This is a genomic window from Streptococcus nidrosiense (assembly GCF_042140045.1).
GTDB classification, from domain to species: Bacteria; Bacillota; Bacilli; order Lactobacillales; family Streptococcaceae; genus Streptococcus; species Streptococcus nidrosiense.
This window is the reverse complement of record NZ_CP152419.1, coordinates 487,071-512,069: the sequence shown is the minus strand read 5'-3', so window position 1 is coordinate 512,069 and position 24,999 is coordinate 487,071. Positions and strand designations below refer to the sequence as shown.

Here is a 24,999-nt window from a genome sequence, read left to right as displayed (position 1 = left end):
ATTTTAGGTCAATAAAAAAACCAGAGCAAATGCCCTGATTTTTCTTATTTCAAGTTGTTTACAAGTTCTACTAAGTTTTCAACTGTAAATCCATATTCTGCTAAAACTTTTGGTGCTGGGGCAGATGCTCCAAAGGTATCAATACCAAGAACTGCTCCATCAAGACCAACGTATTTATACCAGTTTTGAGTTGCTCCCATTTCAACTGCCACACGGCGACGAACTGCATTTGGTAAGATTTCTTCTTTGTAGGCTGCATCTTGTACGTCAAATACATCTGTAGATGGCATGCTGACTACGCGAACTTTGCCACCTTGACTTGCCAATTCTTTAGCAGCTGCAACAGCAAGATTAACCTCTGAACCAGTCGCAATCAAAATAGTGTCAAAGTCAGTTGCATTTTCATAGACAACATAAGCACCTTTCGCAACCTTGTCAAAGTCTGTTCCTTCTTCAACAGTCAAGTTTTGACGAGTCAAGACAAGAACAGTTGGTGTTTTCTCGCTCTTCACTGCTTGATACCAAGCTGCTTGAGTTTCACGCGCATCTGCTGGACGGAAAACATTGAGGTTTGGAATCGCACGAAGACCTGCCAAGTGCTCAATTGGTTCGTGAGTTGGACCATCTTCTCCGACTGCGATTGAATCGTGGGTGAAGACATAAGTTACAGGAAGACCTTGTAGAGCTGACAATCGAACTGCTGCCTTAAGATAGTCTGAGAATACGAAGAATGTTCCACCATAAACACGAAGTCCACCGTGAAGAGCCATTCCGTTCAAGACAGTACCCATTGCAAATTCACGAACACCAAATTGGATGTTACGATTTAAGCGATTTGCATCATCTTGAAGTCCATCAGTTTTGATGTAAGTCATATTTGAATGAGCAAGGTCTGCTGATCCACCGAGGAAGGTTGGCAATTTAGCAGCTACTACATTCAAAGCATCCTGGCTTGAGTTACGAGTTGCTTGAGAGAAGCCATTTTCTAAAGCTGGGAAGTCTTCTGGAGTCAATTCAACTGGATCGCGCCCTTCGATGATTGCTTCCACTTCTGCAGCAAGTTCTGGGTGAGCTTCTTTATAATCTGCGACAAGTTTTGTCCATGCTTCGTATGCTGATGCACCACGGTCTGCAACATTTTCTTTGAAATCAGCATAAACTTCTGCTGGGATTTCAAATGGTTCGTAGTCCCAACCAAGGGCTTGGCGAGTTGCAGCAGTTTCGTCTGCACCAAGAGGAGCACCGTGTACAGCGTTAGTCCCTTGTTTGTTTGGAGAACCATAACCAATAACAGTTTTCACTTCGATCAAAGATGGTTTGCCTGAAGCCTTAGCTTCTTCAATAGCAGCATGAATAGCTTCTAAATCTGTTCCATCTTCTACCAAGGCTGTATGCCAACCGTAGGCATTGTAACGATCGCGAACACTTTCTGTGAATGAATCTTTTGTCTCACCATCCAAGTTGATATCATTTGAATCATAAAGAACAACCAACTTGTCAAGCTTTTGCAAGCCTGCATAAGAAGCAGCTTCGCTTGAGACACCTTCCATCAAGTCACCATCTCCACAGATAACGTAAGTGTAGTGGTCAAAGATGTTATAACCTTCACGGTTGTACTTAGCTGCAAGGAAACGTTCTGCTTGTGCAAAACCTGTCGCAGTCGCAATCCCTTGTCCTAGAGGACCTGTTGTTGCATCAACCCCTGCTGTATGACCAAATTCTGGGTGACCTGGAGTTTTAGAGCCCCATTGACGGAAGTTCTTCACTTCATCCATACTCACATCTTCAAAACCAGAAAGGTGGAGAAGGGCATAAAGAAGCATTGAACCATGACCAGCTGAAAGAATAAAACGGTCGCGGTTAATCCAGTTTGGTTGAGCTGGATTGATACGAAGTTCTTTAGTGAATAGGCTGTATGCCATCGGTGCAGCTCCCATAACCACCCCTGGGTGACCTGAGTTAGCTTTATTGATAGCGTCAATACCTAGAAAACGAATCGCATTAACAGATAGATTTGACATAGAATTTCCTTTCTCTTTGAGGTGATAGGTCTATCACATATTCTATTTGTACTATTATATGAAAATTATCCGTATCGTGCAACATACGGATAACCTCCAGAAAAAATTTTTATATTAAAGCAAGGCTTTGAATTGGATATTTGAGTCTTGTTCGAAGCAGTCATCAAAACCACGTGGGTGATGGTATTCTATTAAGTGTTGGTCTTGAGGATAAGTGTATTTACCACCAACTTCCCAGATAAATGGATGGAAATCGTATTGCAAGCGATCTTTTCTCATTTTCCAAAGTTCTAGGATTTCATTGGTAGAAGCCATGAAGTTAGACCAGATATCATAATGAACTGGGATAATGACTTTGGCACGTAGATTTTCTGCCATGCGAAGAAGGTCGATAGAAGTCATTTTATCTTGGATACCTACTGGGTTTTCACCATAGTTATTCAAAGCAACATCAATTTTGAAGTCTTTACCATGTTTTGCAAAGTAGTTAGAGAAGTGAGAATCAGCTCCATGATAGATGGTTCCACCTGGTGTTTCAAAGACATAGTTAACAGCCTTTTGAGCCATTTCTTCATCTGTAACAGCCAACCCAGCAAGTTCGCCGCCTGTTTCGTCAGCTCCATTTACTGGTAGAGTTACCAAGCAAGTACGGTCAAATGATTCTACCGCATGAATCTTCATGTCTTTTAGTTCGATAGTATCACCTGGCTTCACAACGATGATGCGTTCTTTTGGAACACCCCAGCCTTCCCAGATTTGTCCACAATGGTAAGGACCGATAAACTTAACATGATCTAACTTAGGATTGTTGAGAATTGCTGCAGCTGTGTATGGGTCGATATGGTCACTGTGGAAGTGTGAAACCAAGTAGTAATCTAGTTCGTTAATTGCAAATGGATCAATAACCATTGGCTGAACACGCAAGTTTGGTTGCAATTTACGAACACCTGCCATATTTGCCATTTGGTGTCCACGAACCATATCTTTCACTTTTTTGGTTGATTTTCCACGGTTTGACCAAAGGTCCATGACAACGTTAGCACCACCTGGTGTCTTAATCCAAGTACCACAGTTGCCTAGCCACCACATGGCGAAGTTGCCTTCAGGCACGACTTCTTCTTCGATTTCTTCATTCAACCATGTTCCCCACTCTGGGAAAGTAGCTAAAATCCATGATTCTCTCGTAATTTCTTTTACGTTTGGCATTTGAAATCCTCCATATTTTGTTCAAGTATTTATTTCATACTTAGTATAACACCGACCGATATATTAAAAAAGACCAAGAAAAACACAGGTTTGTGTTCATCATTGGACTGTGATGTTTATGATTCATCTAAAAAAGCTTGGATGACTAATTCTTGGTTGATTAAAAGTTGAATTTCTTCTTGTAATTTTGTCGCTGCATGTTTATCAGATATATAGGTGCCGATAATGGTTGATAGATTTTCCTTGAAGGTTCGACCGTCTTTTCTGAGGACCTTATTCTTCATAAAGTCTGTTATGCGTAAAATATCTTCTGCCTCAAGTATAGGATTTACCTTTAAAACCGGGAAACGACTCTCAAGTTCATCGTTGGTTGTGATTAGTAAATCAACCTGAGTAATATCCTCTACGCTTTTGAACTGCTCAGTTGTAAAGACTGCTCCTATCTGTTCATTTGGAAGATAGAAGCGACACTGTTTGAGTAAAAGTTTAGAGACGCCCACTCCTTCATCACACACAATATAAATCTTCTTGGTATTGTTTTGAATCGATGGAGTATACTTTAAAAAACCTCCAACATGAATAGTCAAATAGGCAATCTCATCATCCGTCAATCGAATCTGCCAAGCTTCTTCTAACACTTCTGCACATTTTTTTGTAATTACGAAAAGTTCACTATACTTAGAACGAATCTGACGTGTCAAAGGATTTTTTGAAAAAATACCATAGTTCTTTCTGAATAATAGCGCCTTACAATGAATCACAAGATTCCTCAATAAGTCTTCTTTCTGTTCAATCTCCATTCTGGTTTGGGATTCAAAATACCAAATAAACTCTTCTAAAGCCATTCTCAAATGCTGAAAATCTTTACTTTCTGCATGGATGTCTCGATCTTTTCGATAGGATAACAAAAGAATGGCTAACAGAGATCTATCTAATTCTGAAAATGAGATTCCAAACGTTTCAAACAAGCGCTCTCCTAGTTTTTTGGATACCTGATATTCAATTCTCTTTCGAATCAATGAAAACTCTTGCTCAATTTCTTGGTGTTTGTCCTGATTACGAGTAACGGTATCACATCCAAGTAGAAGATAGGGGAGGACCTGTAACATAAAAGTGACTTCATGATGGTTTATTTTTTTCCCCAAATCCTGCTCAACCAATGGAACCTGTTTTTTAAGAAATTGATTGACCTCATCGGAAAGAAGCATCTCACCGTCTAATCGTTCCTTGATTTTTTCCTCTAAAATAGCAACAAAGGCTGGATTTTCCTCCATAAAGATATGATAGAGAAGGGATTGAAGATACTGGATTTTATTAAGAGGATGTGCATTTAGATAGTAACCGCGAGATTTACTAACTTGAAGCGTTACTTGATACTGCTCTAATGTCAGCTGGTAACGAATAGTATTTAAATCATTTAGGACCGTATTTCGAGAGACTTCTGTTAATTCCATGAGTTTTTCAAGCGTGATTCTCTCTTTAGAAATACCAATCAGAAGGAGCATCAGCTGCATCCGCTCGTTGGCACTCATGATGTAATCATAAGAATCAACTTCGTCTAATAATTGACGACAAGCTTCTCTTTGTTCCTCGGTTAAGTGAATACCAATCCGAGGCAGACTGATGATATGCAAATTCTCATCGTCCAAAGCATCATTGATTTTATCAATGTGATAGTAGATTTTTCTTCGAGATTGAGCCAGATCTTTTGAAATCGTCATAATCGTTTTGGACGTTTCTTGATCCATCAAATATTGAAGCAAGTCACAGCTCGCCTTATCTAAAACCATAATTCATACTCCTCTATTTGTCAATCGCTTCCAAAACAACTTTATAATGGTATCACATTCGTACAGACTTTGCAATTATATGCTGTAAACTCCTAACAGTGGATACTGACAACTACAAAAGCGAGGCTTGGATCGAAATGTCCTAGCCTCTTTTCAATTCAATTTCTTATTTCTTTTGACCGTAATAAGCATTTGGTCCATGTTTACGTTGGTAGTGTTTTTCTAGGATGTACTGAGGAGCAGGTTCAACTCTTGGATTGATTTGCTCTGTAAAGCGATTCATCTTAGATACTTCCTCTAGTACAACAGAGTGATAGACAGCATTCTCTGGGTTTTTGCCCCAGGTGAATGGACCGTGATTACGTACGACAATCCCTGGTACTTCAACAGGGTTGAGACCACGACGTTCAAACTCTTCTACGATAACTAGGCCAGTATCTTTTTCATAGGCTACTTCTACTTCATCCTTAGTCAAACTACGAGCGCAAGGGATTGAACCGTAGAAGTAGTCTGCATGGGTTGTTCCGTAGAAAGGAATATCACGACCTGCCTGAGCCCAACCAACGGCTTCAGTCGAATGGGTATGGACCACACTAGCAATCTCTGGCCAAGCCTTATATAACTGCACATGAGTCGGAAGGTCCGAAGATGGTCTTAGATCTCCTTCTAGAACCTTGCCATCCAGGTCAGTTACCACCATATTTTCAGGTGTCAATTCGTCATAATCTACACCTGATGGTTTGATAACAATGACACCGAGTTCGCGATTGACTTCCGATACATTGCCCCAGGTAAATTTAACAAGTCCATGTTTTGGCAATGATTGATTGGCATCACAGACTCGTTTACGCATATCATTAATTACTTGATTCATCTTACATCAGACCTGCTTTCTTAATAAGTGGGTAGAGAAAGGCTTGGGCCTCTTGAATGGCTGCGCGTGTCTCTTCTACAGTTTCACAATTTTCAGACCACATTTCGATTAGGAAAGGACCATTATAATTGGTTTGCTTTAAAATATCGAAAGCTTCTTCCCATTTGACACAACCTTGCCCAAAAGGTACATCTCGAAATTGGCCCTTTGAACTTTCTGTCACTGCATAAGTATCCTTGAGATGGAGAGCTGCAATAGCATGGTGGCCGAGATAAAATTCACTGTAGACATCATTATGCCAGGCAGATACATTACCAATATCTGGATAGACAAAGAGGTATGGAGAGTCAATTTCTTTCTCTATAGCCAAGTATTTTTCGATGCTATTGATGAAAGGATCATCCATAATTTCAATAGCAAGTACCACCTGAGCTTCTTCAGCCCAGTCACAAGCTTTTCTCAAATTTTTGATAAAACGTTGGCGTGTCTGGGGTGACTTTTCCTCATAGTAAACATCGTAACCAGCTAATTGAATCGTACGAACTCCCAAATCTTGAGCTAATTCGATACATTTTTTCATGAGTTCCAGAGATTTTTCCTCTAGAACTGGATCATTTGATCCCAATGGATAACGACGATGACCTGAAAAACAGATAGAAGGAATACGAACTCCAGTCTCATAGATCGCTTTGACAATATCCAAGCGCTCGTCCTTACTCCAGTCAAGTCTGGCTAAACGCTCGTCACGTTCATCAATAGACATCTCGACAAAATTAAAACCTAACTCCTTGGCAAAATTCAAACGTTCCAGCCAAGTAAAGTGTGTCGGGGTTGCCTTTTCATAAATTCCAATTGGACGTGCCATGGTTTACCCCCAAATTCGTTTGATTTCATCCTTGAAGGCACGCGCTGCTCCTGCTGGATCCGCAGCTTCTGTAATTCCACGACCTGCGATAAAGGTAAAGACATCAACGCCTTCAAAGAGTTTGAGAGTATCTACATCTAGACCACCTGTTACAGAAACACGGAAGCCCATGTCAATGAGTTTTTTAACCTTATTAAGGTCTTTTTCACCCCAAGTTTCACCAGCAAGAAGGGCATCACGAGATTGGTGATAGATTGCTTGTGAGATACCTGCATCTAGCCAAAGCTGAGCTTGTTCAAAAGTCCAATCACCATAAAGCTCGATCTGGATTTCTCCTCGGTCTCCACGTTCAGCCTTGATAGCCTTTAGAGCTGCTTCCATAGTAGGGATGGTTGCACAACAGATGCAAGTCATCCAGTCCGCTCCACGAACGGCATTATTTTTGGCAACTGTTCCACCAGCATCGGCACATTTTGTGTCTGCCACAATAATCTTATCTGGGAAAAGGCTACGCAAGACTTCAACCAGTTCACTTCCAACTTGAAGCAAGCAAACAGTTCCAGCTTCGATAATATCTACTTCGTGACCAACAGAAACTGCTGCTTTAATCGCTCCTTGCAAGTCTGAATGGTCTAATGCAACTTGTAAATTAGGTATTCTTTTTGTCATTTCTTTATTCCTCTTTCTAACTTTCCAAATCCAATCCTTCGAGATAAGGGCTATCCTTAGATTCTTCGATCATCGTCAAAACATCTTCTTTAGTCTGGCAAGCCTGTAAACGTGCAATAGAATCTTCTAATTCAAACAAGGCAATGATTTGTGGAATGGCTACACTTGTGTGAATTTTTGAACTTGTTGCCGCTAGTGCCAACAAAACAGAGACCTCTTTCCCATCTGAAAATACAACAGGATTTTGTAAGGTAATCAATGAAAAGGCATCTCTTTGCACTCCAGCTTCAGGTCTAGCGTGGGGCATAGCCATACCTGGCATTAAGATATAGTAAGGGCCATACTCTTCAGTTGATTCGATAATAGCATCGTAATACTCTGGCAAAATTGCCCCACTTTCAATCAAGGGATCTACTGCTACCTTGACTGCTTCCTTCCAATCTTTAGCCTCTAAGCCTAGTCGGATTGAGTCATTGTCAATTAAAGCTTGTTTTAAATTCATATCTGCCTCCTTTATTTAAAGAGGGAGAAGGACAGAAACGATAACTCTCAGTTTCTGTCCAGCCCCCTCCAACCTTTTACTGTAGTGCTTGACTGAGTTTTTCAGTGATTTCTTTATCATCCATCAAGTTGTCAAGTCCAATTAACTTCCCATTAGTACGACCTTCCAATTCTTGGATCAAATGAAGAGAAGCGATTACGATGTCATAGCCTGCTGCTAAGCCTTTTGCTTCACCAACACTGCATGAATTGACTGTAAAGTCTGTTTGATTAAGCTTACGGAGGGCATTTTCAACCTTCATCTTGATAACCATAGATGAACCCATTCCATTTCCGCACGCTGCTAATACTTTAACCATTTTATTTCTCCTTTTCTAGACACTAAGCTTCTTCTTGAACTTCACCGTTGTAATATTTCTCTTTATCTTTTGCTTTTGCAAATTGAAGTTGAGGAATAACGAGCAAGAAGAGACATACAAGTACATAACCAACAATACCAAGGTATTTGAAGATATAGCCAAATCCAAGCCATGGGAATTCAAAGTCGATATTTCCATGGTAACCACCGTAAGATGCTAAGTCGAGAAGGGCTACACAGAGAGCTCCTAGAGCAACTTGTAGGACACCTGAGATGAAAGATAGGATAACGGCTGCTTTCCATCCGCCACGCTTATCAGCATAGACCGCGATGGCTGCATTATCAAAGAACACTGGTACAAATCCTGTAATAATAAGGACAGGGTTTTTAAAGACGATGAGCAAGACAATTGTAATCAATTGACCAATCAAACCAAAGGCAAATCCAGACAAGACCGCGTTTGGAGAACCGAATCCATAAGATGCTGCAACATCGACTGCTGGGAATGAACCTGGCAACAATTTGTTTGAAATACCTTGGAAGGCATTTGTCAACTCAGATACGAACATGCGGACACCTTGCATCAAAACGAACAAGTAAACTGAGAAGGTGAAGGCTGTTTGGATAATGTACATAAAGAAATCTTGTTTTGCAGGATTGAATAGAGTTCCTGAAGTGATGACTTCTTTATTAGACATAATGTCTGGACCCAAGATTAACAGAATGGCTCCAAAGAATACGAGCATCAAGGTAGCAGATGCAACAACTGTATCGTGGAAGATTGAGAGGAACTTAGGTAATTTAAGATTGTCTAGACTTTCTTCTTTCTTACCAAAGCGTCCTGCCACTTTATCTACAAACCAGATTGCAAATTGTTGTTGGTGACCAATCGCAAATCCGCCACCACCAGTCAGACGTTGAGTTGCCTCAACAGTCATATTTGAACTAACTGCCCAGTAAAGGCCACAGATGATACCGATTGCTGCTGTACCATAAGCATTGCGCAATTGTGGGACTAAGAATAGAACCATAAGAGATACAGTCGCAGCTTGTTGTACCATGATGTGACCAGTAATAAAGAGGGTTCTTACTTTCGTAATCTTGCGTAGAGCTACAAGCAAGATATTTACTCCAAAACCGATCAATAGAGCTGTAGTTGCAGTTCCGACGAAATCTGGAAACTCAGCTGCAATTTTGTTGTTTGCTGCAGCAAGGCCAAAGTAAGGGTCGATAACCGCTGCACCAATTTGGAATTTGTAGTTAAGGGCTGCCAAGATTGGACGGAAAGTTGTAACCAAACCACCAGCACCCACGTTGAGCAACATATAGCCTACTGTTGCTTTAACGAAACCTGAGAAAACATCATGAGCAGGTTTTTTCAAAAGTGCATATCCTATCAACACCAATAAACCTACGAAAAATGCGGGATTCTGCAAAATATTGCTAGAAAACCAATTTAGAACACTTGAAATGACTTCCATAATTGTTCTCCTTTTGAATTGTTTTTGTAAGTTTATTATATAATGTGAAAACGGAAACAAAAAGACCAAGAATTACACAGCGGACTGTTCACTCTTGGACTGTATGATTTATGATATTTTACGGATTATCTTATTTTCTTGTAGCTAGATAATAGGGAAGAATTTTATCATAAGACTTCAGTAGTGCTTCTACGATTTCTTCTTCAGATGAATTTTCTGTCACAGGAACATCTGCCTTCACTAAAACCTTTCGGACTTCCCGATGGAATAGTTTTTCTCTTAAAATTTGGCGATTTTCCTCAGTTGCCTCCATCTTTTGACTTTCTCCATCTGAGTAGACTAGATAGTAAATCCCTTCTACCACTGGAACTTCTAGGGCCTTAGCCTGTTTATCTAAAGTTCGCTCATCCTTCTTACGTTCAATAAAACTCACTTCTAGTGAAACTCCAAAATCAGAAGGGCTTCCATACAAACGAAGGGCCAACATAGGTTCTGTCACTCTTCCCTCACGCTGCAAATAGGCCCAGAAATGAGGTCGCAAACGTTGGGCTTGATTCATCCACTGACTCGATCTTTGCAGTATCCATTCTGGATGCCTTGCTTGAAAAGCTTTAGCCAGTTCTGTAAAAGCCTTTCTAGCTTCCTGTCCCTTACTCCTCAAATATAGCATTTTCTCAGCATCTTGTCCTGCCTTCTCTGGTTTTTGATACTGTAAGCCAGAGTATGCAAGGTAGTCTCTCATTGTATTCAACATAGGCTCAATCTCCCTTAGCTAGCAAAAAATCAGGGATACCCTGATTTTGCTTTGACTATTCTGTATCCACGACAACGTAACGATTTGGCTCATCACCTTCTGAATAACTAGTAACACCTTCCATACGTGAGATGATACGATGGATAATTTTACGTTCGCTACTAGACATTGGATCAGTCACCTGGCTTCGCCCCTCTTCTAGGACACGTGTAGCTAACTTCTGTGCATAGCTTTGCAAGACTTCTGCACGGTGCTCTACATAGTCATTAACATTGATGGTAATATAGAAGGTTCTTGAATAGCGGTTATAAAGATAATTTTGTGCTAAGAGTTGAAGAGATTTCAAGACCTTACCATGGTAACCGATAATACGACCCGGTTCATTGGTATCAATTTGCATATTGATAGAACGGCGATTTGAGGTACTTGAAATTGCTCCCTCAACATCCATATCATCAATAATACCTTGAACATAGTTGGTTACTTCTTCGACCACCTGGTCAATATCATAGGTCGGTTCAATCTTCAAACCTAGATTTTCTAAATCATCATTCTGCTCGACTTCTTCCTGCTCTTTAGATTCTTCTGGCAGTAAATCTTTTAGAATGGCAATATGACCAGTCTCCTCTAAAATTGTACTAGCTTCTTTCTCATTTTTAAGAATTTCGGCCTTAACTTCTTCAGAGATCCCTTGTCCTTCTTCCTCGATTTTTTTGATTGCTTCAACAACATGGCCTAAGTCTACTGTTGCTTCACTAACAGTCTTAACGGGTTCGTTCTTAGCATTAACTTCCTTTGGAACTCCCTTAACTGCTTGCTGATTTGCCTTCACAACAGTTGTCTCACTAATTGCTTCGATATCAACTTGCGCTGGTTTCTTCCCAAAAAGGCCAAAGAAACCTTTTTTCTCCCTTGAGACAACCTTGATATGCGCCTTCATTCTAGGAATCCCCAATTCCTTCAATCCCGTTTGGATTGCTTCCTCAACAGTTGAACCTGTAAATAATACCATTACAAGATTCCTCCTTACTTTTTCTTTTTCTGTGCTTTCTTGAGAGCTTTTCTCTTCTTGATTTCTAAATCCTTCTTAGCCTGTACTCCCGCCTCACGCTCTGCAATAATCTTAAATGGATTGTTGAGCAGATAGGTTTGGAGCACCTGATAAGCATTGGATACCGCCCAGTATAAGGCAACCCCACTTGGTGAATACATGGCAAAGAAGAAAATCATGACTGGCATTGCATACATCATTCCTGTCATGGCGCCATTTTTCTCAACCATGGCCTTATTGGATAACCAAGTGCTAAGGAAAGTAAAGATAGCTGCCAGAATAGGCAAAACAAAAGTCGTATCTACACCACCAAGGTTAATCCATAAGAAATGACCTGTTTTTAGAAATTCTACCCTACTCAAAGCTTGGAACAAGGCCAACAAGACTGGCATTTGGATTAAGATTGGCCAGAGAGAAGCTGACTGTTTGACACCATGTTGCTTGAACAACTGACGCATTTCTTGGTCCAACTTGGTACGGCTCTCCATATCCCGTCCCGGATAACGTTCTCGCAACTCCTTAACCAGTGGTTGTACTTCTTGCATCTTTCTAGATGCCACCATTTGTATCTGAAAGACTGGTAAAAGAATGGTTCTAATCAGAAGGGTAAATAAAATAATCCCCAGACCAATACTTGTATCAAATGATAAAAAGCGAATGATTTCAGCAAAAAAATAAACAAATTTACTCCAAAAATCTGTTGATTCAGCTGTAATCTCACTCGTCGTACCACTAGCCGTGCAGGCGCTCATCACAAATAAAGCAAGCACCATTAAGCTAGTCAACTGTAATTTCTTTTTCACTCCCATTTCCTTCCTGGTAAATCTTTGATAACTTTAATACGTGAAGTAGATTTTTTTCCATTTCCGCGTAGTCCAAGATCTCAACACCTTTTCGAGCAATCACAACAAAATCTACATTTTCAACCAGCTGATTTTTATGTTCAATCAGAATATGTCGAATTCTTCTCTTGATCTGATTCCTCGTGACAGCGTTTCCTAATTTTTTACTGACAGATAGGCCAACTCGAAAATGCTGTTCATTATTTTCTAATCGATAAATAACAAATTTACGATTAGCAAAACTCTCCCCTTTTTTAAATATTGCACTAAAATCTTTCTCTTTTTTTACACGAAAGCGTTTTTTCAAAATTCAACTCCATCTATTAAAACTACTACTATTATACCATAATTTTTCAAAAAGCCAATCATAGCAAGGTTTTAGCCCATTTTACAGAATGAAAAAACTGGTTTTATCCTTTAAATCATCTTATTTTTGAACAAATTTACAAATTTGAACATGCTATTTTCTTTATTTTCTCTTGAGATAAAACAAAAGTCACCCTTTGGAGTGACTTTTGTAGGAGATTATTATGAAAAAGTTAGGATTTTAATTAAATAAAGTTAGGAGGTCTTTATTTAATGGTTATAGTATACCTGTCTTTCCTTAAACCCAACTTAAACAGATTCCACTTCTTTTTAATTTTTAAAACTATGGATTGGAGCCGGGATTTGCCCTCCACGTGCAATGAAGTCAACAGACGAGGCACCGTTAACTTTCATGACTGGAGCCGTTCCTAGAAGGCCACCAAATTCAATCATATCGCCTTCTTTTCCTTTTGGAATAATACGTACAGCAGTTGTTTTCATATTGATGACTCCGATAGCAGCTTCATCCGCAATCATTGCCGCAATCGTTTCTGCAGGTGTATCTTCAGGAATGGCAATCATATCCAAACCAACTGAACAGATAGCCGTCATAGCTTCTAGTTTTTCCAAATTAAGGGAGCCGTTTTGCACTGCAGCAATCATCCCCTCGTCCTCAGAAACTGGGATGAAAGCACCTGACAAACCACCAACTTGGTTGCAAGCCATAACTCCGCCTTTTTTAACTTGATCGTTCAAGAGAGCCAAGGCAGCAGTCGTTCCATGAGTCCCAACTGTCTCTAGCCCCATTTCTTCAAGGACACGGGCTACAGAATCACCCACTGCTGGAGTTGGAGCCAAACTCAGATCGACAATTCCAAAATCAACTCCAAGTCGCTCACTAGCCATTTGACCAACTAATTGACCAATGCGGGTAATCTTGAAGGCTGTCTTTTTAACAGTTTCAGCAACAACATCAAAGCTCTGACCACGAACCTTTTCCAAGGCACGTTTAACAACACCTGGACCAGAAACACCGACATTGATGATGACATCTGCTTCACCAACCCCATGAAAAGCGCCTGCCATAAAAGGATTGTCCTCTACCGCGTTGGCAAATACAACCAATTTAGCCGCCCCCATATCAGATAAAGAAGCTGTTTCCTTGATAATGCGTCCCATATCCGCTACTGCAGTCATATTGATGCCCGATTTGGTAGAACCGATATTTACTGATGAACAAACCTTATCCGTTTCTGCCAAAGCACGAGGAATGGAGTTGATAAGGATTTCATCACCTTTTTGATAACCCTTTTGTACCAAGGCTGAAAAACCACCAATGAAGTCAACACCAATTTTTTTCGCAGCTTTATCCAGTGCTTTAGCTAAGACTACATAATCCGTCGCATCAGTAGCAGCACCAATCAAGGAAATTGGAGTTACTGACACACGTTTATTCACAATAGGAATTCCTAACTCAGCCGCAATTTCATCTCCAACAGCCACTAAATTAGCTGCTTTTATAGTAATCTTTTCATATATTTTGTCCGCAGCACGATTGATATCTGGATCAATACAGTCCAAAAGGGAAATCCCCATGGTAATGGTTCTAATGTCGAAGTTTTGCTCCTCAATCATTGCGATTGTTTCGGTAACTTGTCTAATATCCATAAATACCTCCTAGATATTGTACATAGCATCAAAAATAGCAGCACTTTGAATATTGATTTTGACATTCAAAGTCTGACCAAAAACCTCAAATTCGTTTCTAAGATGTGTAAAATCTTGTTTTTCATCACTAGATACCACAGCCATCATAGTAAAGAATTCGTCCAAGACTGTTTGTGAGATATCATCAATATTTAAGCCTAATTCAGCAATTTTTGTCGCAACACCTGCAACAATTCCAGATTTATCTTTACCAACAACAGTAATAATAGCTTTCATGATTAAACTCCATTTCTAACACAGAACGATATTCATTTTGGACAAAAATAAAATGAAAAAGGAGGATAGAGTAACTAAATCACTTAATAGTGAATAATTATCCAAGTTGAAACCCTAAAAAAATCTCTTAGGTGATCTTGTACCAGGATAATATTTTTTACCAAGTCGCTAGTTTAGAACTTAAAACTGATAATATATTGGCTCATAACCTCTTTATAGAATATTTTTGAAAAAATGAACATTGTTGATTTTCTTTTTCAATAGTATAGCATATTTCTTACTAAAATACTCAAAAACGCCTGCTTACGAAATTGTTCTTTAGTAAAAAACAATTTCGTAAACAAGCGTCTACCTTATCATCTTATGATGAGTGTTCCCGCTAGGACATAAGTCCTAGCGGTAGACCAGAGCTAGACTAAGAGCACAAGACTCCATCATCATAACACTCAACAAAATTGATGATTTTATACTAATTCGATGATCGCCATTGGCGCTGCATCACCACGACGTGGTTCAGTTTTAAGGATACGAGTGTATCCACCGTTACGTTCAGCATAACGAGGTGCGATTTCTGAGAACAATTTTTGAAGTACTGTAGTAGAAGTGTACTTATCAGTTGCTTCATCATAGTTTTCAGATGCGATTTCATTACGTACGAAAGCAGCTGCTTGACGACGTGCATGCAAATCACCACGTTTACCTAGAGTAATCATTTTTTCAACAGTTTTACGGATTTCTTTAGCACGAGCTTCAGTTGTCACGATTGATTCGTTGATCAAAAGGTCAGTTGTCAAATCGCGAAGCATTGCTTTACGTTGTGAGCTAGTGCGTCCTAGTTTACGGTAAGCCATTTATTCCTCCTTTATTTATCTTTTAATCCAAGACCCAAATCAATGAGTTTGACTTTCACTTCTTCCAAACTCTTGCGTCCAAGATTTCTTACTTTCATCATCTCTGCTTCAGATTTTTCTGTCAAATCATGCACAGTGTTAATACCGGCACGTTTCAAACAGTTATATGAACGCACAGACAAGTCAAGTTCCTCAATCGTACGTTCCAAGATACGGTCGTCCGATTCAGTATCAGCTTCTTTCATCACTTCTGCTGACTTAGCAATCTCTGTAAGATTTGTAAACAAATCAAGGTGCTCTGTCAAGATACGTGCTGAAAGCCCTAAAGCATCTTCTGGAATAATTGTTCCATTAGTCAAGATTTCAAGGGTTAATTTGTCGAAACCATCATTGCTACCTACACGAGCAGGTTCAACTTGATAGTTGACTTTTGTAACTGGTGTATAAATAGAATCTACAGCAAGTGTTCCAACTGGTGCATTATCTTTTTTGTTTTCATCAGCAGGTACATATCCACGACCACTGTTAACAGTCATTGTCGCTTTTAGAGAAGAACCTTCACCGATTGTAAAGAGATAATGATCTGGATTTACAATTTCAATGTCGCTATCTGTCAAGATATCTCCAGCTGTAATTTCAGCAGGACCTTGCACATCTAGTTCAATGATCTTTTCGTCTTTAACGTAAGATTTTACTGCAATACCTTTGATGTTCAGAATGATTTGCATCACGTCTTCGCGAACACCCGGAACTGTATCAAATTCATGCAATACACCTTCGATATTGATAGATGTTACAGCAGCCCCTGGAAGAGAAGCTAGAAGTACACGACGAAGAGAGTTACCAAGTGTTGTACCGTAACCACGTTCAAGCGGTTCGATTACAAACTTGCCATAATCTTTATTTTCATCAATTTTTGTTATATTTGGTTTTTCAAACTCGATCATTTAGTTACTCCCTCTTAAACGAAAAGCAGTGTAAGGTTATGATTATACACGGCGACGTTTTGGAGGACGAGCACCATTGTGTGGCACTGGAGTCACATCACGAATTGCTGTTACTTCAAGACCAGCGGCAGCAAGAGCACGAATAGCTGACTCACGACCAGAACCTGGACCTTTAACAGTAACTTCAACTGACTTAAGACCGTGTTCTTGTGCAGATTTAGCAGCAGCTTCAGAAGCCATTTGAGCAGCAAATGGTGTAGATTTACGAGAACCTTTGAAACCAAGAGCACCAGCTGATGACCAAGCAATTGCATTACCATGCACATCAGTAATCATAACAATAGTGTTATTAAATGTAGCGTGAATATGAGCAATACCAGATTCGATATTCTTTTTCACACGACGTTTACGTGTTGGTTTAGCCAAGACTTTTACCTCCTATATTATTTTTTCTTACCAGCAATCGCAACAGCTTTACCTTTACGAGTGCGAGCGTTGTTTTTAGTGTTTTGTCCACGGACAGGAAGTCCACGACGGTGACGGATACCACGGTATGAACCGATTTCCATCAAACGTTTGATGTTCAAGTTAACTTCACGACGAAGGTCACCTTCAACTTTAATTGCATCCACTTCACGACGGATAGCATCTTCTTGATCTGGTGTAAGATCGCGAACACGTACATCTTCTGAAATTCCAGCAGCTGCCAAGATTTTCTTAGATGTTGGAAGTCCGATACCATACACATAAGTCAATGAAATTACTACGCGTTTGTCATTTGGAATGTCAACTCCAGCAATACGAGCCATGTTTTCTCCTTTCTATCTTATCCTTGACGTTGTTTGTGTTTTGGATTTGCTGGGCAAATTACCATAACACGACCATTACGACGAATTACTTTACAGTATTCGCAAATTGGTTTGACCGATGGTCTTACTTTCATTTCTTATCCCTCCAAGTTTTTCGATTATTTAAAGCGGTAAGTGATACGTCCACGTGTCAAGTCATATGGACTCATTTCGACAGTAACACGATCTCCCGCTAAAATACGAATATAGTTTTTACGAATTTTACCAGAAACTGTTGCTAAAATCTGATGTCCATTTTCAAGTTCAACCGTAAACATTGCATTCGGCATAGTATCAACTACTTTACCTTCAACTTCAATCACATCGTCTTTTGCCACGCAAAAGTACCTCCATAAATTTCGATTTGATGCCTCTAGACACAGAGACAACAATTATAAGTCAGACTAACTCAGTATAACATTTGTAGAGACATTTTGCAAGCATGAAAAACGCTTTTATTTCAATTTTGTCAATACTTTTTCGATATCTGCAAAGACATCATTGATATCTTGATTACCTTCGATATCATGTACCAAACCTTTAGCACGATAGTGGGCAATAATCGGTTCACCTTGGGCAATATTGACATCCAAACGACGTTTTACTGTTTCAGGTTTGTCATCTTCACGTTGGTAATAGTCTTCTTCTTTGTAGTCAACTGGTGGGTTGAAAACTTTGTGGAAAGTTTCGCCAGTTTCACGGTGAATGATACGACCACTCAAACGTTCGAGTAGACATGATGGATCTACTTCAATATTGATTACACCCTCAAGTTCAAGACCAAGGTCTACCAAAATTTGATCCAAAGCGTGGGCTTGTTCAATGGTACGAGGGAAACCGTCTAAGAGGAATCCTTTTTCCTTAATGTCATCTTGAGCCAAACGTTCTTTAACGATTCCGTTTGTGACTTCATCTGGAACTAACTCGCCTTTGTCGATATAAGACTTAGCTAAGACACCCATTTCAGTTTGGTTAGCCATTGCCGCACGGAACATATCACCTGTTGAGATATGAGCAACATGAAATTGTTCGACAATTTTTGCTGCTTGTGTACCCTTACCTGCACCAGGTAAGCCCATAATCAAAAGATTCATGATTCAAACTCCTTTTTTATTTTTAAATAGAAGCAAAAATTCATTTCAACTCCTATTTAAAAACAAAATAGAAGAGAGGAGATAAAAATCTGACAAGGTCTTTGATTTTTAAACTCCACTCTCTGAGCAATAGTGAATTTTCTTTTCTATTACAATTATTCTGTTGTATTCATGAAACCAACATACTTACGTTTCAATAAATAACCTTCCAATTGTTTAATTCCTTCAATACCTGTTGAGATAATGATCAAAAGACTTGTTCCCCCAAAAGCAACTACTTCTGAAAGACCGAATAAATCCTTAGCTACAATAGGTAAAATAGAAATAACACCTAAGAAGAGGGAACCGACTGTTGCGAGACGACGAAGAAGTTTTGACATATACTCTTCTGTCCCTTTACCAGGACGGACACCGTGGATATAAGCACCGCTCTTTTGCAAATTTTCTGCTGCCTTCTCTGGATTAATCTGTACAAATGTATAGAAGAATGTAAAGAGGATAATCAACAGAGCGTACAAAGCGATACCTGTAGGAGCTGTTGTAGATAGTAACTCCTGAGCACTACGTACCCAGGCCCAATCAAGACCAGATGCACTTACAAATTGTAAAATTGCCGCTGGTGCTGCTGTAATTGAGCTAGCAAAGATAACTGGAATAACTCCTGCAGGGTTAATCTTCAATGGAAGATAGGAACTTGACGGTGCTCCTTGTGCTACCTTAGTATACTGAATTGGTATCTTATATTCAGCTTGTTGAACATAAGTTGTAAAGTAAACAATCAATAAGACTGCTACGATTAAGATAGCAACAAAAATGAGGGATGAAGTCAAGCGGTCGCTTGGTACGTTCACAAAATAGTCAACATAGATACCCTTGATCATATCAGGAATTGAAGCAACAATCCCCGCAAAGATAATCATGGAAACACCATTCCCATAACCCTTATCAGTAATTTGCTCTCCCAACCAAGTTACAATCATACTACCCGCTGTTAGGATTGCTCCAATCACAAGGAAAACTTGTGGTGTTAGAGGAACAGTCAAAAGTTTGGCTCCAGATAAAGCATTAAAACCAGCTGTAATTCCGATAGATTGCACGAATGCAAGAACAAGGGCAATATATCGAGTTGCCTGGTTCAACTTTCTACGACCAACTTCCCCTTGTTTGCCCCACTCTACAAACTTCGGTAATAAATCCATTTGTAAGAGTTGGACAACGATAGAAGCAGTAATGTATGGACTAACACCAAGTGCAAAAACTGAAAAGTTTTTCATGGCATTACCAGACACCAAACTTAACATATTTAGAAAAGATAGACCACTCAAAGCATTCAAGCTATTGGCATTCACCCATGGAACCGTAATGCTAGTCCCGATACGGAAGACAAAGACGATAAAAATTGTAAAAAGAATTTTTGATCGAACTTGCTTGACTTTGAAGGCTTCTCTCAATAATTTAAAAAACATAGGTCACCTCTCTTAGATGACTTCTACTGAACCACCTTTAGCAGTGATAGCTTCTTCAGCTGATTTAGAGAATTTAGCTGCTTTTACAGACAATTTCTTAGTCAACTCACCGTTACCAAGAATTTTGATACCTGATTTTTCAGCTTTAACAATTCCTGATTCGATAAGAACAACTGGAGTTACTTCTGCACCATCTTCAAAGACGTTCAATTGGTCAAGGTTAACAATTGCGTATTCTTTAGCGTTGATGTTAGTGAATCCACGTTTTGGAAGACGACGGAACAATGGAGTTTGTCCACCTTCAAAACCAAGACGTACTCCGCCACCGCTACGAGCTTTTTGACCTTTTTGACCACGACCAGATGTTTTACCGTTACCTGATGAAGTACCACGACCAACACGGTTACGAGTTTTACGAGAACCTTCTGCAGGTTTCAATTCATGAAGTTTCATTATATATTTTCTCCTCTTTTGTAAAATGCTAGCGCCGATAAGAGAGAAAAGGTTGTCTCTCCTATCAACTCGCCTATACGTTTGTCATCAAAGATGACTATATCTAGTTTTAGGGGATGGTATACTGCACATCCCCTAAAATTTAATTAGTTTACTTCTTCAACTGTTACCAAGTGAGATACTGCAGTGATCATACCACGTACTGCTGGGTTATCTTCTTTAATAACAGAGCTGTTCAATTTGCCAAGTCCAAGTGCTACAACAGTTTTACGTTGTGATGGAATGCGTCCGATTGGAGACTTAGTCAAAGTAATTTTAATTTGAGCCATTTTATCCCCTTTCTTATGCCAAATCAGAAACTGAAATACCACGAAGGGCAGCAACTTCTTCAGCGCGTTTCAATTGTTTCAAACCTTCAACAGTTGCACGAACAATGTTGATTGGAGTATTTGAGCCAAGAGATTTAGATGTAACATCAGCTACACCTGCCAACTCGATAACGGCACGAACAGCACCACCAGCGGCAACCCCAGAACCTTCTACAGCAGGTTTCAACAATACTTTAGCTCCACCGAATTCTGAAATAACTTCGTGTGGGATTGTTGTTCCAACCATAGGAACTTCGATCAAGTTTTTCTTAGCATCTTCTACTGCTTTGCGGATTGCTTCTGGAACTTCTTGAGCTTTACCAGTACCAAATCCTACGCGACCATTGTGGTCACCAACGACTACAAGAGCTGCAAAACGAAGACGACGTCCACCTTTAACAACTTTAGTAACACGGTTAACAGCAACTACGCGTTCTTCTAATTCAACTGCATTGTCTTTAAATGCCATTTTCTAGTGTCCTCCTATTAGAATTTCAATCCGTTTTCACGAGCTGCATCAGCCAAAGCTTTCACACGTCCGTGATATAGATATCCACCGCGGTCGAACACCACTTCTGAAATACCTTTAGCGTTTGCACGTTCTGCAACGAGTTTACCGACAGCAACGGCTTGTTCAGTTTTTGTTCCTTTTGAAACTTCTTTGTCAAGAGTTGAAGCACTTGCGAGCGTTACACCCGCTACGTCATCAATAACTTGAGCGTAGATGCCTGTATTAGAACGGAATACGTTCAAACGTGGGCGATCAGCAGTTCCAGAGAGTTTTCCGCGAACGCGACGGTGGCGTTTTTGGCGGAGTTTGTTTTTATCTGGTTTAGAAATCACAGTTTTCACCTCTTTAGTTTTAAATCGTGTGCTATGCACAAAGTTGGAAATGATATTGGTAGCTGAAAATCAACCACTCAATATTATTTACCTGTTTTACCTTCTTTAAGACGAACATATTCGCCAACGTAACGGATACCTTTACCTTTGTAAGGTTCTGGTGAACGAAGGCTACGTACGTAAGCAGCTGTTTGACCAACTACTTCTTTTGAAATTCCGCTAACAACGATTGTTGTTGGGTTTGGAAGTTCAAAAGTAATTCCTTCTGGAGCTTCAACTTCGTCTGGATGTGATTTACCAACAGCCAAAACAAGTTTTGATCCTTGAAGTTGTGCACGGTAACCAACCCCACGCATTTCAAGTTGTTTCTTGAATCCTTCTGATACACCAATAACCATGTTGTTCAAAAGAGCACGAGTAGTTCCGTGGATAGTTTTCATTTCTTTTGAATCGTTTGGACGGTGAAGAGTTACTTCAGTACCTTCCACACGAATTTCAATATCTTTTGAGAACTCACGAGTAAGTTCTCCTTTAGGTCCTTTTACAGTTACAACGTTGTCATTGTTAGTGATTTCAACACCAGCAGGCAACACGATAACTTTATTACCAATACGTGACATGTTTTTATTCTCCTGTTAAATTGTCAGGCCTTGTTGGCCAGTTTTCACGGGGTTAAATCGATTTCTCGATTTAAAGGAATATTTAGGTTTCAATTTCAAAGTGAATCTAGGCATCGTCTCGCAGGCATAACTTTGGGTTAGGCAAGAGACGATAACGACGAGTCACAAAGAAGTTGGGAGCTAAATATTACCAAACGTAAGCGATAACTTCTCCACCAACGTTCTTTTGGCGTGCTTCTTTATCAGTAAGCAAACCTTCAGAAGTTGAAAGGATAGCAATTCCAAGACCGTTAAGTACTTTTGGAAGGTCTTCACGTTTTTTGTAGACACGAAGTCCTGGTTTAGAAACACGTTTCAAGTTTGTGATAACTTTTTCACCGTTTGGTCCGTATTTAAGGAATACACGGATGATGCCTTGTTTGTCATCTTCGATGATTTCTACGTTCTTAACAAAACCTTCGCGTTTAAGGATTTCAGCAATCCCTTTTTTGATGTTTGATGCAGGTACTTCAAGTACTTCGTGTTTTGCTTGGTTAGCGTTACGAATACGAGTTAGGAAGTCTGCGATTGGGTCAGTCATAACCATTTTATTTTTCTCCTCTTACTAGTAGTTTGCAAGTTGCACTTGCTAGTTAATGATTGAGCTAAGCTCAGATAGTATTGACACATTCAAATAAGATAACTCTCATTTGAACACGAGCTACAACCTGGGCAAAAAAGATAGATTTGTCTTGGAGCATCGCTCCTGCACCAAATCTCCTATTTTTGCTATGGTTGTTACGCTCTTTGTATCATGATATTACCAAGATGCTTTTGTTACACCAGGGATTTGACCTTTATATGCCAATTCACGGAAGCAAACACGGCAAAGTTTAAACTTGCGGTAAACTGAGTGTGGACGTCCACAACGTTCACAGCGAGTGTATGCTTGAGTAGAGAACTTCGCTGGGCGTTTGTTCTTAGCAATCATAGATTTTTTAGCCATTAGTTATACCTCCTATATTATTTTGCAAAAGGCATTCCAAGGCCTGTAAGCAATGCACGTGACTCTTCGTCAGTGTTAGCAGTAGTTACGATAACGATGTCAAGACCACGAGTTTTGTCAACGTCATCAAAGTTGATTTCTGGGAAGATCAATTGTTCTTTCACACCAAGTGTGTAGTTTCCGCGTCCATCAAATGATTTTGTTGGAACACCATGGAAGTCACGCACACGTGGAAGTGAAACTGAAACCAATTTATCCAAGAATTCGTACATACGTTCACCACGAAGGGTAACTTTTGCACCGATCGCAACACCTTCACGAAGACGGAAGCCGGCGATTGATTTTTTAGCTTTAGTGATAAGTGGTTTTTGACCTGAGATAAGCGCCAATTCTTCAGCAGCTTTTTCAAGGCTTTTAGCGTTTGATACAGCTTCACCAACACCCATGTTCAAAACGATCTTATCTACTTTAGGCACAGCCATCACTGATGAGTAGTTGAATTGTTCTGTCAAAGCAGGAACTACTTCATTAAGATATTTTTCTTTTAAACGATTTGCCATTATACTTCTCCTTTCCTTCGTGATTAATCAAGCACTTCGCCTGATTTTTTGTTGTAGCGAACTTTTTTACCGTCTACAAATTTGTAACCAACACGACCAGCTACACCATTTTTGTCCAAAACTTGAACGTTTGATACGTGGATAGCTGCTTCCTTCTCGATGATACCACCTTGAGGAAGTTCGTTAGTTGGACGTTGGTGTTTCTTAACGATGTTAACACCTTCAACGATAACTTTGTTTACTTTTGGAAGGGCAGTAAGGACAACAGCTTCTGTTCCCTTATCTTTACCAGCGATTACGCGAACTTTGTCGCCTTTTTTTACAAACATTTTTTTCTCCTTTTATTCTTACGCCCAGTGGGCACCCTGGCTAAGCCAGGGGACTGTGTTTGTTTGTTTTTGCTCTGTGAAAATTAAAGTACTTCTGGAGCAAGTGACACGATCTTCATGAAGCCACCTTCACGCAATTCACGTGCAACTGGGCCAAAGATACGTGTTCCGCGAGGAGTTTTATCTTCACGGATGATAACTGCTGCATTTTCGTCAAATTTGATGTATGAACCATCAGCACGACGAGCACCTGATTTAGTACGAACGATAACTGCTTTAACAACGTCACCTTTTTTAACCGCACCACCAGGAGTAGCTTGTTTTACAGATGCCACAATAACATCACCGATGTTCGCAAATTTACGTTTAGAACCACCAAGAACTTTGATAGTCAAGATTTCGCGTGCACCGCTGTTGTCTGCGACTTTCAAACGAGTTTCTGTTTGAATCATTTCAGTTTTCTCCTTTCAGGTTTGATTAGATGATAACCGCTTCTTCAACGACTTCTACAAGACGGAAACGTTTTGTAGCTGAAAGCGGACGAGTTTCCATGATACGTACGATATCGCCTTCTTTGGCAACATTGTTTTCATCATGTGCTTTGTATTTTTTAGAGTAGTTAATACGTTTACCATAGACTGGGTGGTTACGTTTTGTTTCAACTACAACTGTGATTGTCTTGTCCATTTTGTCAGATACAACACGTCCAACAAGAACTTTACGATTATTGCGTTCCATTGAAATTTCTCCTTCCCTAGTCTATTATTTCGCTTCAGATTGAACTGTTTTGATACGAGCGATTTGTTTTTTAACTTCTTTCAAGCGAGCTGTTTGTTCTAATTGACCTGTAGCAGCTTGGAAACGAAGTTCAAACAATTCTTTTTTCAATTCGTTTTCGCGCTTCGCGAGTTCTTCTTGAGAAAGACCACGAAGTTCTTTAACAAATTCTTTTACTTCATTAAGTTTCATGCCT

35 protein-coding genes are annotated in these 24,999 nt (G+C 39.8%); all 35 read right to left on the bottom strand.

Annotated elements, in window-relative coordinates; all coding sequences use genetic code 11:
- Nucleotides 1–44 precede the first annotated feature (44 nt).
- The 35 genes from tkt to rpmC all read right to left on the bottom strand — a co-directional run bounded on the left by tkt (nucleotide 45) and on the right by rpmC (nucleotide 24,995).
- A complete protein-coding gene (tkt, locus tag AAFQ93_RS02545; protein ID WP_223140423.1) occupies nucleotides 45–2,021 on the bottom strand; it encodes a transketolase in 1,977 nt (658 codons plus the stop codon).
- 114 nt (nucleotides 2,022–2,135) lie between these two features.
- Nucleotides 2,136–3,227, bottom strand: a complete 1,092-nt coding sequence (ulaG, locus tag AAFQ93_RS02540; protein WP_223140422.1) for an L-ascorbate 6-phosphate lactonase — start codon at nucleotides 3,225–3,227, stop codon at nucleotides 2,136–2,138.
- Between the two features lie 116 nt (nucleotides 3,228–3,343).
- Complete coding sequence (locus tag AAFQ93_RS02535; RefSeq protein ID WP_223140421.1) at nucleotides 3,344–5,017, bottom strand: transcription antiterminator; 1,674 nt, start codon at nucleotides 5,015–5,017, stop codon at nucleotides 3,344–3,346.
- A 166-nt stretch (nucleotides 5,018–5,183) separates the two neighbouring features.
- Nucleotides 5,184–5,891 carry an L-ribulose-5-phosphate 4-epimerase gene (locus AAFQ93_RS02530; protein WP_075230987.1) on the bottom strand — a complete coding sequence of 236 codons (708 nt, stop codon included), beginning with the start codon at nucleotides 5,889–5,891 and terminating at the stop codon, nucleotides 5,184–5,186.
- Nucleotide 5,892: 1 nt separating this feature from the next.
- Nucleotides 5,893–6,756 (bottom strand): L-ribulose-5-phosphate 3-epimerase, encoded by an 864-nt coding sequence (locus AAFQ93_RS02525; protein ID WP_223140420.1) that lies wholly within the window; start codon nucleotides 6,754–6,756, stop codon nucleotides 5,893–5,895.
- Nucleotides 6,757–6,759: 3 nt separating this feature from the next.
- On the bottom strand, nucleotides 6,760–7,425 hold the full coding sequence (locus tag AAFQ93_RS02520; protein WP_061863926.1) for a 3-keto-L-gulonate-6-phosphate decarboxylase UlaD: 666 nt from the start codon (nucleotides 7,423–7,425) through the stop codon (nucleotides 6,760–6,762).
- A gap of 16 nt (nucleotides 7,426–7,441) precedes the next feature.
- The gene (locus tag AAFQ93_RS02515) at nucleotides 7,442–7,927 is read right to left on the bottom strand and encodes a PTS sugar transporter subunit IIA (RefSeq protein ID WP_223140419.1); all 486 of its coding nucleotides are present in this window, start codon (nucleotides 7,925–7,927) and stop codon (nucleotides 7,442–7,444) included.
- 76 nt (nucleotides 7,928–8,003) lie between these two features.
- Nucleotides 8,004–8,285: a PTS sugar transporter subunit IIB gene (locus tag AAFQ93_RS02510; protein ID WP_000241466.1), complete on the bottom strand. Its 282-nt coding sequence runs from the start codon at nucleotides 8,283–8,285 to the stop codon at nucleotides 8,004–8,006.
- A 22-nt stretch (nucleotides 8,286–8,307) separates the two neighbouring features.
- Complete coding sequence (locus AAFQ93_RS02505) at nucleotides 8,308–9,765, bottom strand: PTS ascorbate transporter subunit IIC (protein WP_060956301.1); 1,458 nt, start codon at nucleotides 9,763–9,765, stop codon at nucleotides 8,308–8,310.
- Between the two features lie 130 nt (nucleotides 9,766–9,895).
- Nucleotides 9,896–10,519 carry an HI_0552 family protein gene (locus tag AAFQ93_RS02500; RefSeq protein ID WP_375555508.1) on the bottom strand — a complete coding sequence of 208 codons (624 nt, stop codon included), beginning with the start codon at nucleotides 10,517–10,519 and terminating at the stop codon, nucleotides 9,896–9,898.
- 55 nt (nucleotides 10,520–10,574) lie between these two features.
- Complete coding sequence (gene jag / locus AAFQ93_RS02495; protein WP_049504883.1) at nucleotides 10,575–11,531, bottom strand: RNA-binding cell elongation regulator Jag/EloR; 957 nt, start codon at nucleotides 11,529–11,531, stop codon at nucleotides 10,575–10,577.
- A gap of 14 nt (nucleotides 11,532–11,545) precedes the next feature.
- Nucleotides 11,546–12,373, bottom strand: coding sequence for a YidC/Oxa1 family membrane protein insertase (locus AAFQ93_RS02490; RefSeq protein ID WP_186821479.1), 828 nt, complete (start codon nucleotides 12,371–12,373; stop codon nucleotides 11,546–11,548).
- The gene (rnpA, locus tag AAFQ93_RS02485) at nucleotides 12,348–12,719 is read right to left on the bottom strand and encodes a ribonuclease P protein component (RefSeq protein ID WP_045762469.1); all 372 of its coding nucleotides are present in this window, start codon (nucleotides 12,717–12,719) and stop codon (nucleotides 12,348–12,350) included. The genes AAFQ93_RS02490 and rnpA overlap by 26 nt, the downstream gene beginning before the upstream one ends.
- A gap of 329 nt (nucleotides 12,720–13,048) precedes the next feature.
- Nucleotides 13,049–14,386 (bottom strand): PFL family protein, encoded by a 1,338-nt coding sequence (locus AAFQ93_RS02480; RefSeq protein ID WP_223140417.1) that lies wholly within the window; start codon nucleotides 14,384–14,386, stop codon nucleotides 13,049–13,051.
- Nucleotides 14,387–14,395: 9 nt separating this feature from the next.
- On the bottom strand, nucleotides 14,396–14,662 hold the full coding sequence (locus AAFQ93_RS02475; protein WP_000644115.1) for an ACT domain-containing protein: 267 nt from the start codon (nucleotides 14,660–14,662) through the stop codon (nucleotides 14,396–14,398).
- A gap of 464 nt (nucleotides 14,663–15,126) precedes the next feature.
- Nucleotides 15,127–15,513, bottom strand: coding sequence for a 50S ribosomal protein L17 (gene rplQ / locus AAFQ93_RS02470; RefSeq protein WP_000331495.1), 387 nt, complete (start codon nucleotides 15,511–15,513; stop codon nucleotides 15,127–15,129).
- Nucleotides 15,514–15,524: 11 nt separating this feature from the next.
- Nucleotides 15,525–16,460 (bottom strand): DNA-directed RNA polymerase subunit alpha, encoded by a 936-nt coding sequence (locus AAFQ93_RS02465; protein WP_000568996.1) that lies wholly within the window; start codon nucleotides 16,458–16,460, stop codon nucleotides 15,525–15,527.
- 42 nt (nucleotides 16,461–16,502) lie between these two features.
- Entirely contained in the window at nucleotides 16,503–16,886 is a 384-nt protein-coding gene (gene rpsK / locus AAFQ93_RS02460; protein WP_001118385.1) for a 30S ribosomal protein S11, read from the bottom strand.
- A gap of 17 nt (nucleotides 16,887–16,903) precedes the next feature.
- The gene (gene rpsM / locus AAFQ93_RS02455) at nucleotides 16,904–17,269 is read right to left on the bottom strand and encodes a 30S ribosomal protein S13 (protein ID WP_000090783.1); all 366 of its coding nucleotides are present in this window, start codon (nucleotides 17,267–17,269) and stop codon (nucleotides 16,904–16,906) included.
- Nucleotides 17,270–17,286: 17 nt separating this feature from the next.
- A complete protein-coding gene (rpmJ, locus tag AAFQ93_RS02450; protein WP_001808836.1) occupies nucleotides 17,287–17,403 on the bottom strand; it encodes a 50S ribosomal protein L36 in 117 nt (38 codons plus the stop codon).
- A 24-nt stretch (nucleotides 17,404–17,427) separates the two neighbouring features.
- Nucleotides 17,428–17,646: a translation initiation factor IF-1 gene (gene infA, locus AAFQ93_RS02445; RefSeq protein WP_001029883.1), complete on the bottom strand. Its 219-nt coding sequence runs from the start codon at nucleotides 17,644–17,646 to the stop codon at nucleotides 17,428–17,430.
- A 117-nt stretch (nucleotides 17,647–17,763) separates the two neighbouring features.
- Complete coding sequence (locus AAFQ93_RS02440) at nucleotides 17,764–18,402, bottom strand: adenylate kinase (RefSeq protein ID WP_223140416.1); 639 nt, start codon at nucleotides 18,400–18,402, stop codon at nucleotides 17,764–17,766.
- 155 nt (nucleotides 18,403–18,557) lie between these two features.
- A complete protein-coding gene (gene secY / locus AAFQ93_RS02435) occupies nucleotides 18,558–19,868 on the bottom strand; it encodes a preprotein translocase subunit SecY (protein WP_049526520.1) in 1,311 nt (436 codons plus the stop codon).
- A 12-nt stretch (nucleotides 19,869–19,880) separates the two neighbouring features.
- Nucleotides 19,881–20,321, bottom strand: coding sequence for a 50S ribosomal protein L15 (rplO, locus tag AAFQ93_RS02430; protein ID WP_000766079.1), 441 nt, complete (start codon nucleotides 20,319–20,321; stop codon nucleotides 19,881–19,883).
- A 146-nt stretch (nucleotides 20,322–20,467) separates the two neighbouring features.
- Entirely contained in the window at nucleotides 20,468–20,650 is a 183-nt protein-coding gene (gene rpmD, locus AAFQ93_RS02425) for a 50S ribosomal protein L30 (protein ID WP_000057243.1), read from the bottom strand.
- Nucleotides 20,651–20,663: 13 nt separating this feature from the next.
- Entirely contained in the window at nucleotides 20,664–21,158 is a 495-nt protein-coding gene (rpsE, locus tag AAFQ93_RS02420) for a 30S ribosomal protein S5 (RefSeq protein ID WP_000874203.1), read from the bottom strand.
- Nucleotides 21,159–21,175: 17 nt separating this feature from the next.
- Nucleotides 21,176–21,532: a 50S ribosomal protein L18 gene (rplR, locus tag AAFQ93_RS02415; RefSeq protein WP_000624044.1), complete on the bottom strand. Its 357-nt coding sequence runs from the start codon at nucleotides 21,530–21,532 to the stop codon at nucleotides 21,176–21,178.
- An 83-nt stretch (nucleotides 21,533–21,615) separates the two neighbouring features.
- Nucleotides 21,616–22,152 (bottom strand): 50S ribosomal protein L6, encoded by a 537-nt coding sequence (rplF, locus tag AAFQ93_RS02410; protein ID WP_000086625.1) that lies wholly within the window; start codon nucleotides 22,150–22,152, stop codon nucleotides 21,616–21,618.
- A 187-nt stretch (nucleotides 22,153–22,339) separates the two neighbouring features.
- Entirely contained in the window at nucleotides 22,340–22,738 is a 399-nt protein-coding gene (gene rpsH, locus AAFQ93_RS02405) for a 30S ribosomal protein S8 (RefSeq protein ID WP_000245504.1), read from the bottom strand.
- A gap of 213 nt (nucleotides 22,739–22,951) precedes the next feature.
- A complete protein-coding gene (locus AAFQ93_RS02400; RefSeq protein ID WP_001085699.1) occupies nucleotides 22,952–23,137 on the bottom strand; it encodes a type Z 30S ribosomal protein S14 in 186 nt (61 codons plus the stop codon).
- Nucleotides 23,138–23,154: 17 nt separating this feature from the next.
- Entirely contained in the window at nucleotides 23,155–23,697 is a 543-nt protein-coding gene (rplE, locus tag AAFQ93_RS02395; protein WP_000013542.1) for a 50S ribosomal protein L5, read from the bottom strand.
- A 23-nt stretch (nucleotides 23,698–23,720) separates the two neighbouring features.
- Complete coding sequence (gene rplX / locus AAFQ93_RS02390; protein WP_000497691.1) at nucleotides 23,721–24,026, bottom strand: 50S ribosomal protein L24; 306 nt, start codon at nucleotides 24,024–24,026, stop codon at nucleotides 23,721–23,723.
- A gap of 83 nt (nucleotides 24,027–24,109) precedes the next feature.
- A complete protein-coding gene (rplN, locus tag AAFQ93_RS02385; protein WP_000616548.1) occupies nucleotides 24,110–24,478 on the bottom strand; it encodes a 50S ribosomal protein L14 in 369 nt (122 codons plus the stop codon).
- Nucleotides 24,479–24,503: 25 nt separating this feature from the next.
- Entirely contained in the window at nucleotides 24,504–24,764 is a 261-nt protein-coding gene (gene rpsQ, locus AAFQ93_RS02380; RefSeq protein WP_000440801.1) for a 30S ribosomal protein S17, read from the bottom strand.
- A 24-nt stretch (nucleotides 24,765–24,788) separates the two neighbouring features.
- Nucleotides 24,789–24,995: a 50S ribosomal protein L29 gene (rpmC, locus tag AAFQ93_RS02375; RefSeq protein ID WP_000772918.1), complete on the bottom strand. Its 207-nt coding sequence runs from the start codon at nucleotides 24,993–24,995 to the stop codon at nucleotides 24,789–24,791.
- Nucleotides 24,996–24,999: the final 4 nt, after the last annotated feature.

Excerpts from the sequence above, each read along its gene's own strand:
- tkt (WP_223140423.1), bottom strand. The coding sequence starts at position 2,021 with ATGTCAAATCTATCTGTTAATGCGATTCGTTTTCTAGGTATTGACGCT.
- ulaG (WP_223140422.1), bottom strand. The coding sequence starts at position 3,227 with ATGCCAAACGTAAAAGAAATTACGAGAGAATCATGGATTTTAGCTACT.
- AAFQ93_RS02535 (WP_223140421.1), bottom strand. The coding sequence starts at position 5,017 with ATGGTTTTAGATAAGGCGAGCTGTGACTTGCTTCAATATTTGATGGAT.
- AAFQ93_RS02530 (WP_075230987.1), bottom strand. The coding sequence starts at position 5,891 with ATGAATCAAGTAATTAATGATATGCGTAAACGAGTCTGTGATGCCAAT.
- AAFQ93_RS02525 (WP_223140420.1), bottom strand. The coding sequence starts at position 6,756 with ATGGCACGTCCAATTGGAATTTATGAAAAGGCAACCCCGACACACTTT.
- AAFQ93_RS02520 (WP_061863926.1), bottom strand. The coding sequence starts at position 7,425 with ATGACAAAAAGAATACCTAATTTACAAGTTGCATTAGACCATTCAGAC.
- AAFQ93_RS02515 (WP_223140419.1), bottom strand. The coding sequence starts at position 7,927 with ATGAATTTAAAACAAGCTTTAATTGACAATGACTCAATCCGACTAGGC.
- AAFQ93_RS02510 (WP_000241466.1), bottom strand. The coding sequence starts at position 8,285 with ATGGTTAAAGTATTAGCAGCGTGCGGAAATGGAATGGGTTCATCTATG.
- AAFQ93_RS02505 (WP_060956301.1), bottom strand. The coding sequence starts at position 9,765 with ATGGAAGTCATTTCAAGTGTTCTAAATTGGTTTTCTAGCAATATTTTG.
- AAFQ93_RS02500 (WP_375555508.1), bottom strand. The coding sequence starts at position 10,519 with ATGTTGAATACAATGAGAGACTACCTTGCATACTCTGGCTTACAGTAT.
- jag (WP_049504883.1), bottom strand. The coding sequence starts at position 11,531 with ATGGTATTATTTACAGGTTCAACTGTTGAGGAAGCAATCCAAACGGGA.
- AAFQ93_RS02480 (WP_223140417.1), bottom strand. The coding sequence starts at position 14,386 with ATGGATATTAGACAAGTTACCGAAACAATCGCAATGATTGAGGAGCAA.
- AAFQ93_RS02475 (WP_000644115.1), bottom strand. The coding sequence starts at position 14,662 with ATGAAAGCTATTATTACTGTTGTTGGTAAAGATAAATCTGGAATTGTT.
- rplQ (WP_000331495.1), bottom strand. The coding sequence starts at position 15,513 with ATGGCTTACCGTAAACTAGGACGCACTAGCTCACAACGTAAAGCAATG.
- AAFQ93_RS02465 (WP_000568996.1), bottom strand. The coding sequence starts at position 16,460 with ATGATCGAGTTTGAAAAACCAAATATAACAAAAATTGATGAAAATAAA.
- rpsM (WP_000090783.1), bottom strand. The coding sequence starts at position 17,269 with ATGGCTCGTATTGCTGGAGTTGACATTCCAAATGACAAACGCGTAGTA.
- rpmJ (WP_001808836.1), bottom strand. The coding sequence starts at position 17,403 with ATGAAAGTAAGACCATCGGTCAAACCAATTTGCGAATACTGTAAAGTA.
- AAFQ93_RS02440 (WP_223140416.1), bottom strand. The coding sequence starts at position 18,402 with ATGAATCTTTTGATTATGGGCTTACCTGGTGCAGGTAAGGGTACACAA.
- secY (WP_049526520.1), bottom strand. The coding sequence starts at position 19,868 with ATGTTTTTTAAATTATTGAGAGAAGCCTTCAAAGTCAAGCAAGTTCGA.
- rplO (WP_000766079.1), bottom strand. The coding sequence starts at position 20,321 with ATGAAACTTCATGAATTGAAACCTGCAGAAGGTTCTCGTAAAACTCGT.
- rpmD (WP_000057243.1), bottom strand. The coding sequence starts at position 20,650 with ATGGCTCAAATTAAAATTACTTTGACTAAGTCTCCAATCGGACGCATT.
- rpsE (WP_000874203.1), bottom strand. The coding sequence starts at position 21,158 with ATGGCATTTAAAGACAATGCAGTTGAATTAGAAGAACGCGTAGTTGCT.
- rplF (WP_000086625.1), bottom strand. The coding sequence starts at position 22,152 with ATGTCACGTATTGGTAATAAAGTTATCGTGTTGCCTGCTGGTGTTGAA.
- rpsH (WP_000245504.1), bottom strand. The coding sequence starts at position 22,738 with ATGGTTATGACTGACCCAATCGCAGACTTCCTAACTCGTATTCGTAAC.
- AAFQ93_RS02400 (WP_001085699.1), bottom strand. The coding sequence starts at position 23,137 with ATGGCTAAAAAATCTATGATTGCTAAGAACAAACGCCCAGCGAAGTTC.
- rplE (WP_000013542.1), bottom strand. The coding sequence starts at position 23,697 with ATGGCAAATCGTTTAAAAGAAAAATATCTTAATGAAGTAGTTCCTGCT.
- rplX (WP_000497691.1), bottom strand. The coding sequence starts at position 24,026 with ATGTTTGTAAAAAAAGGCGACAAAGTTCGCGTAATCGCTGGTAAAGAT.
- rplN (WP_000616548.1), bottom strand. The coding sequence starts at position 24,478 with ATGATTCAAACAGAAACTCGTTTGAAAGTCGCAGACAACAGCGGTGCA.
- rpsQ (WP_000440801.1), bottom strand. The coding sequence starts at position 24,764 with ATGGAACGCAATAATCGTAAAGTTCTTGTTGGACGTGTTGTATCTGAC.
- rpmC (WP_000772918.1), bottom strand. The coding sequence starts at position 24,995 with ATGAAACTTAATGAAGTAAAAGAATTTGTTAAAGAACTTCGTGGTCTT.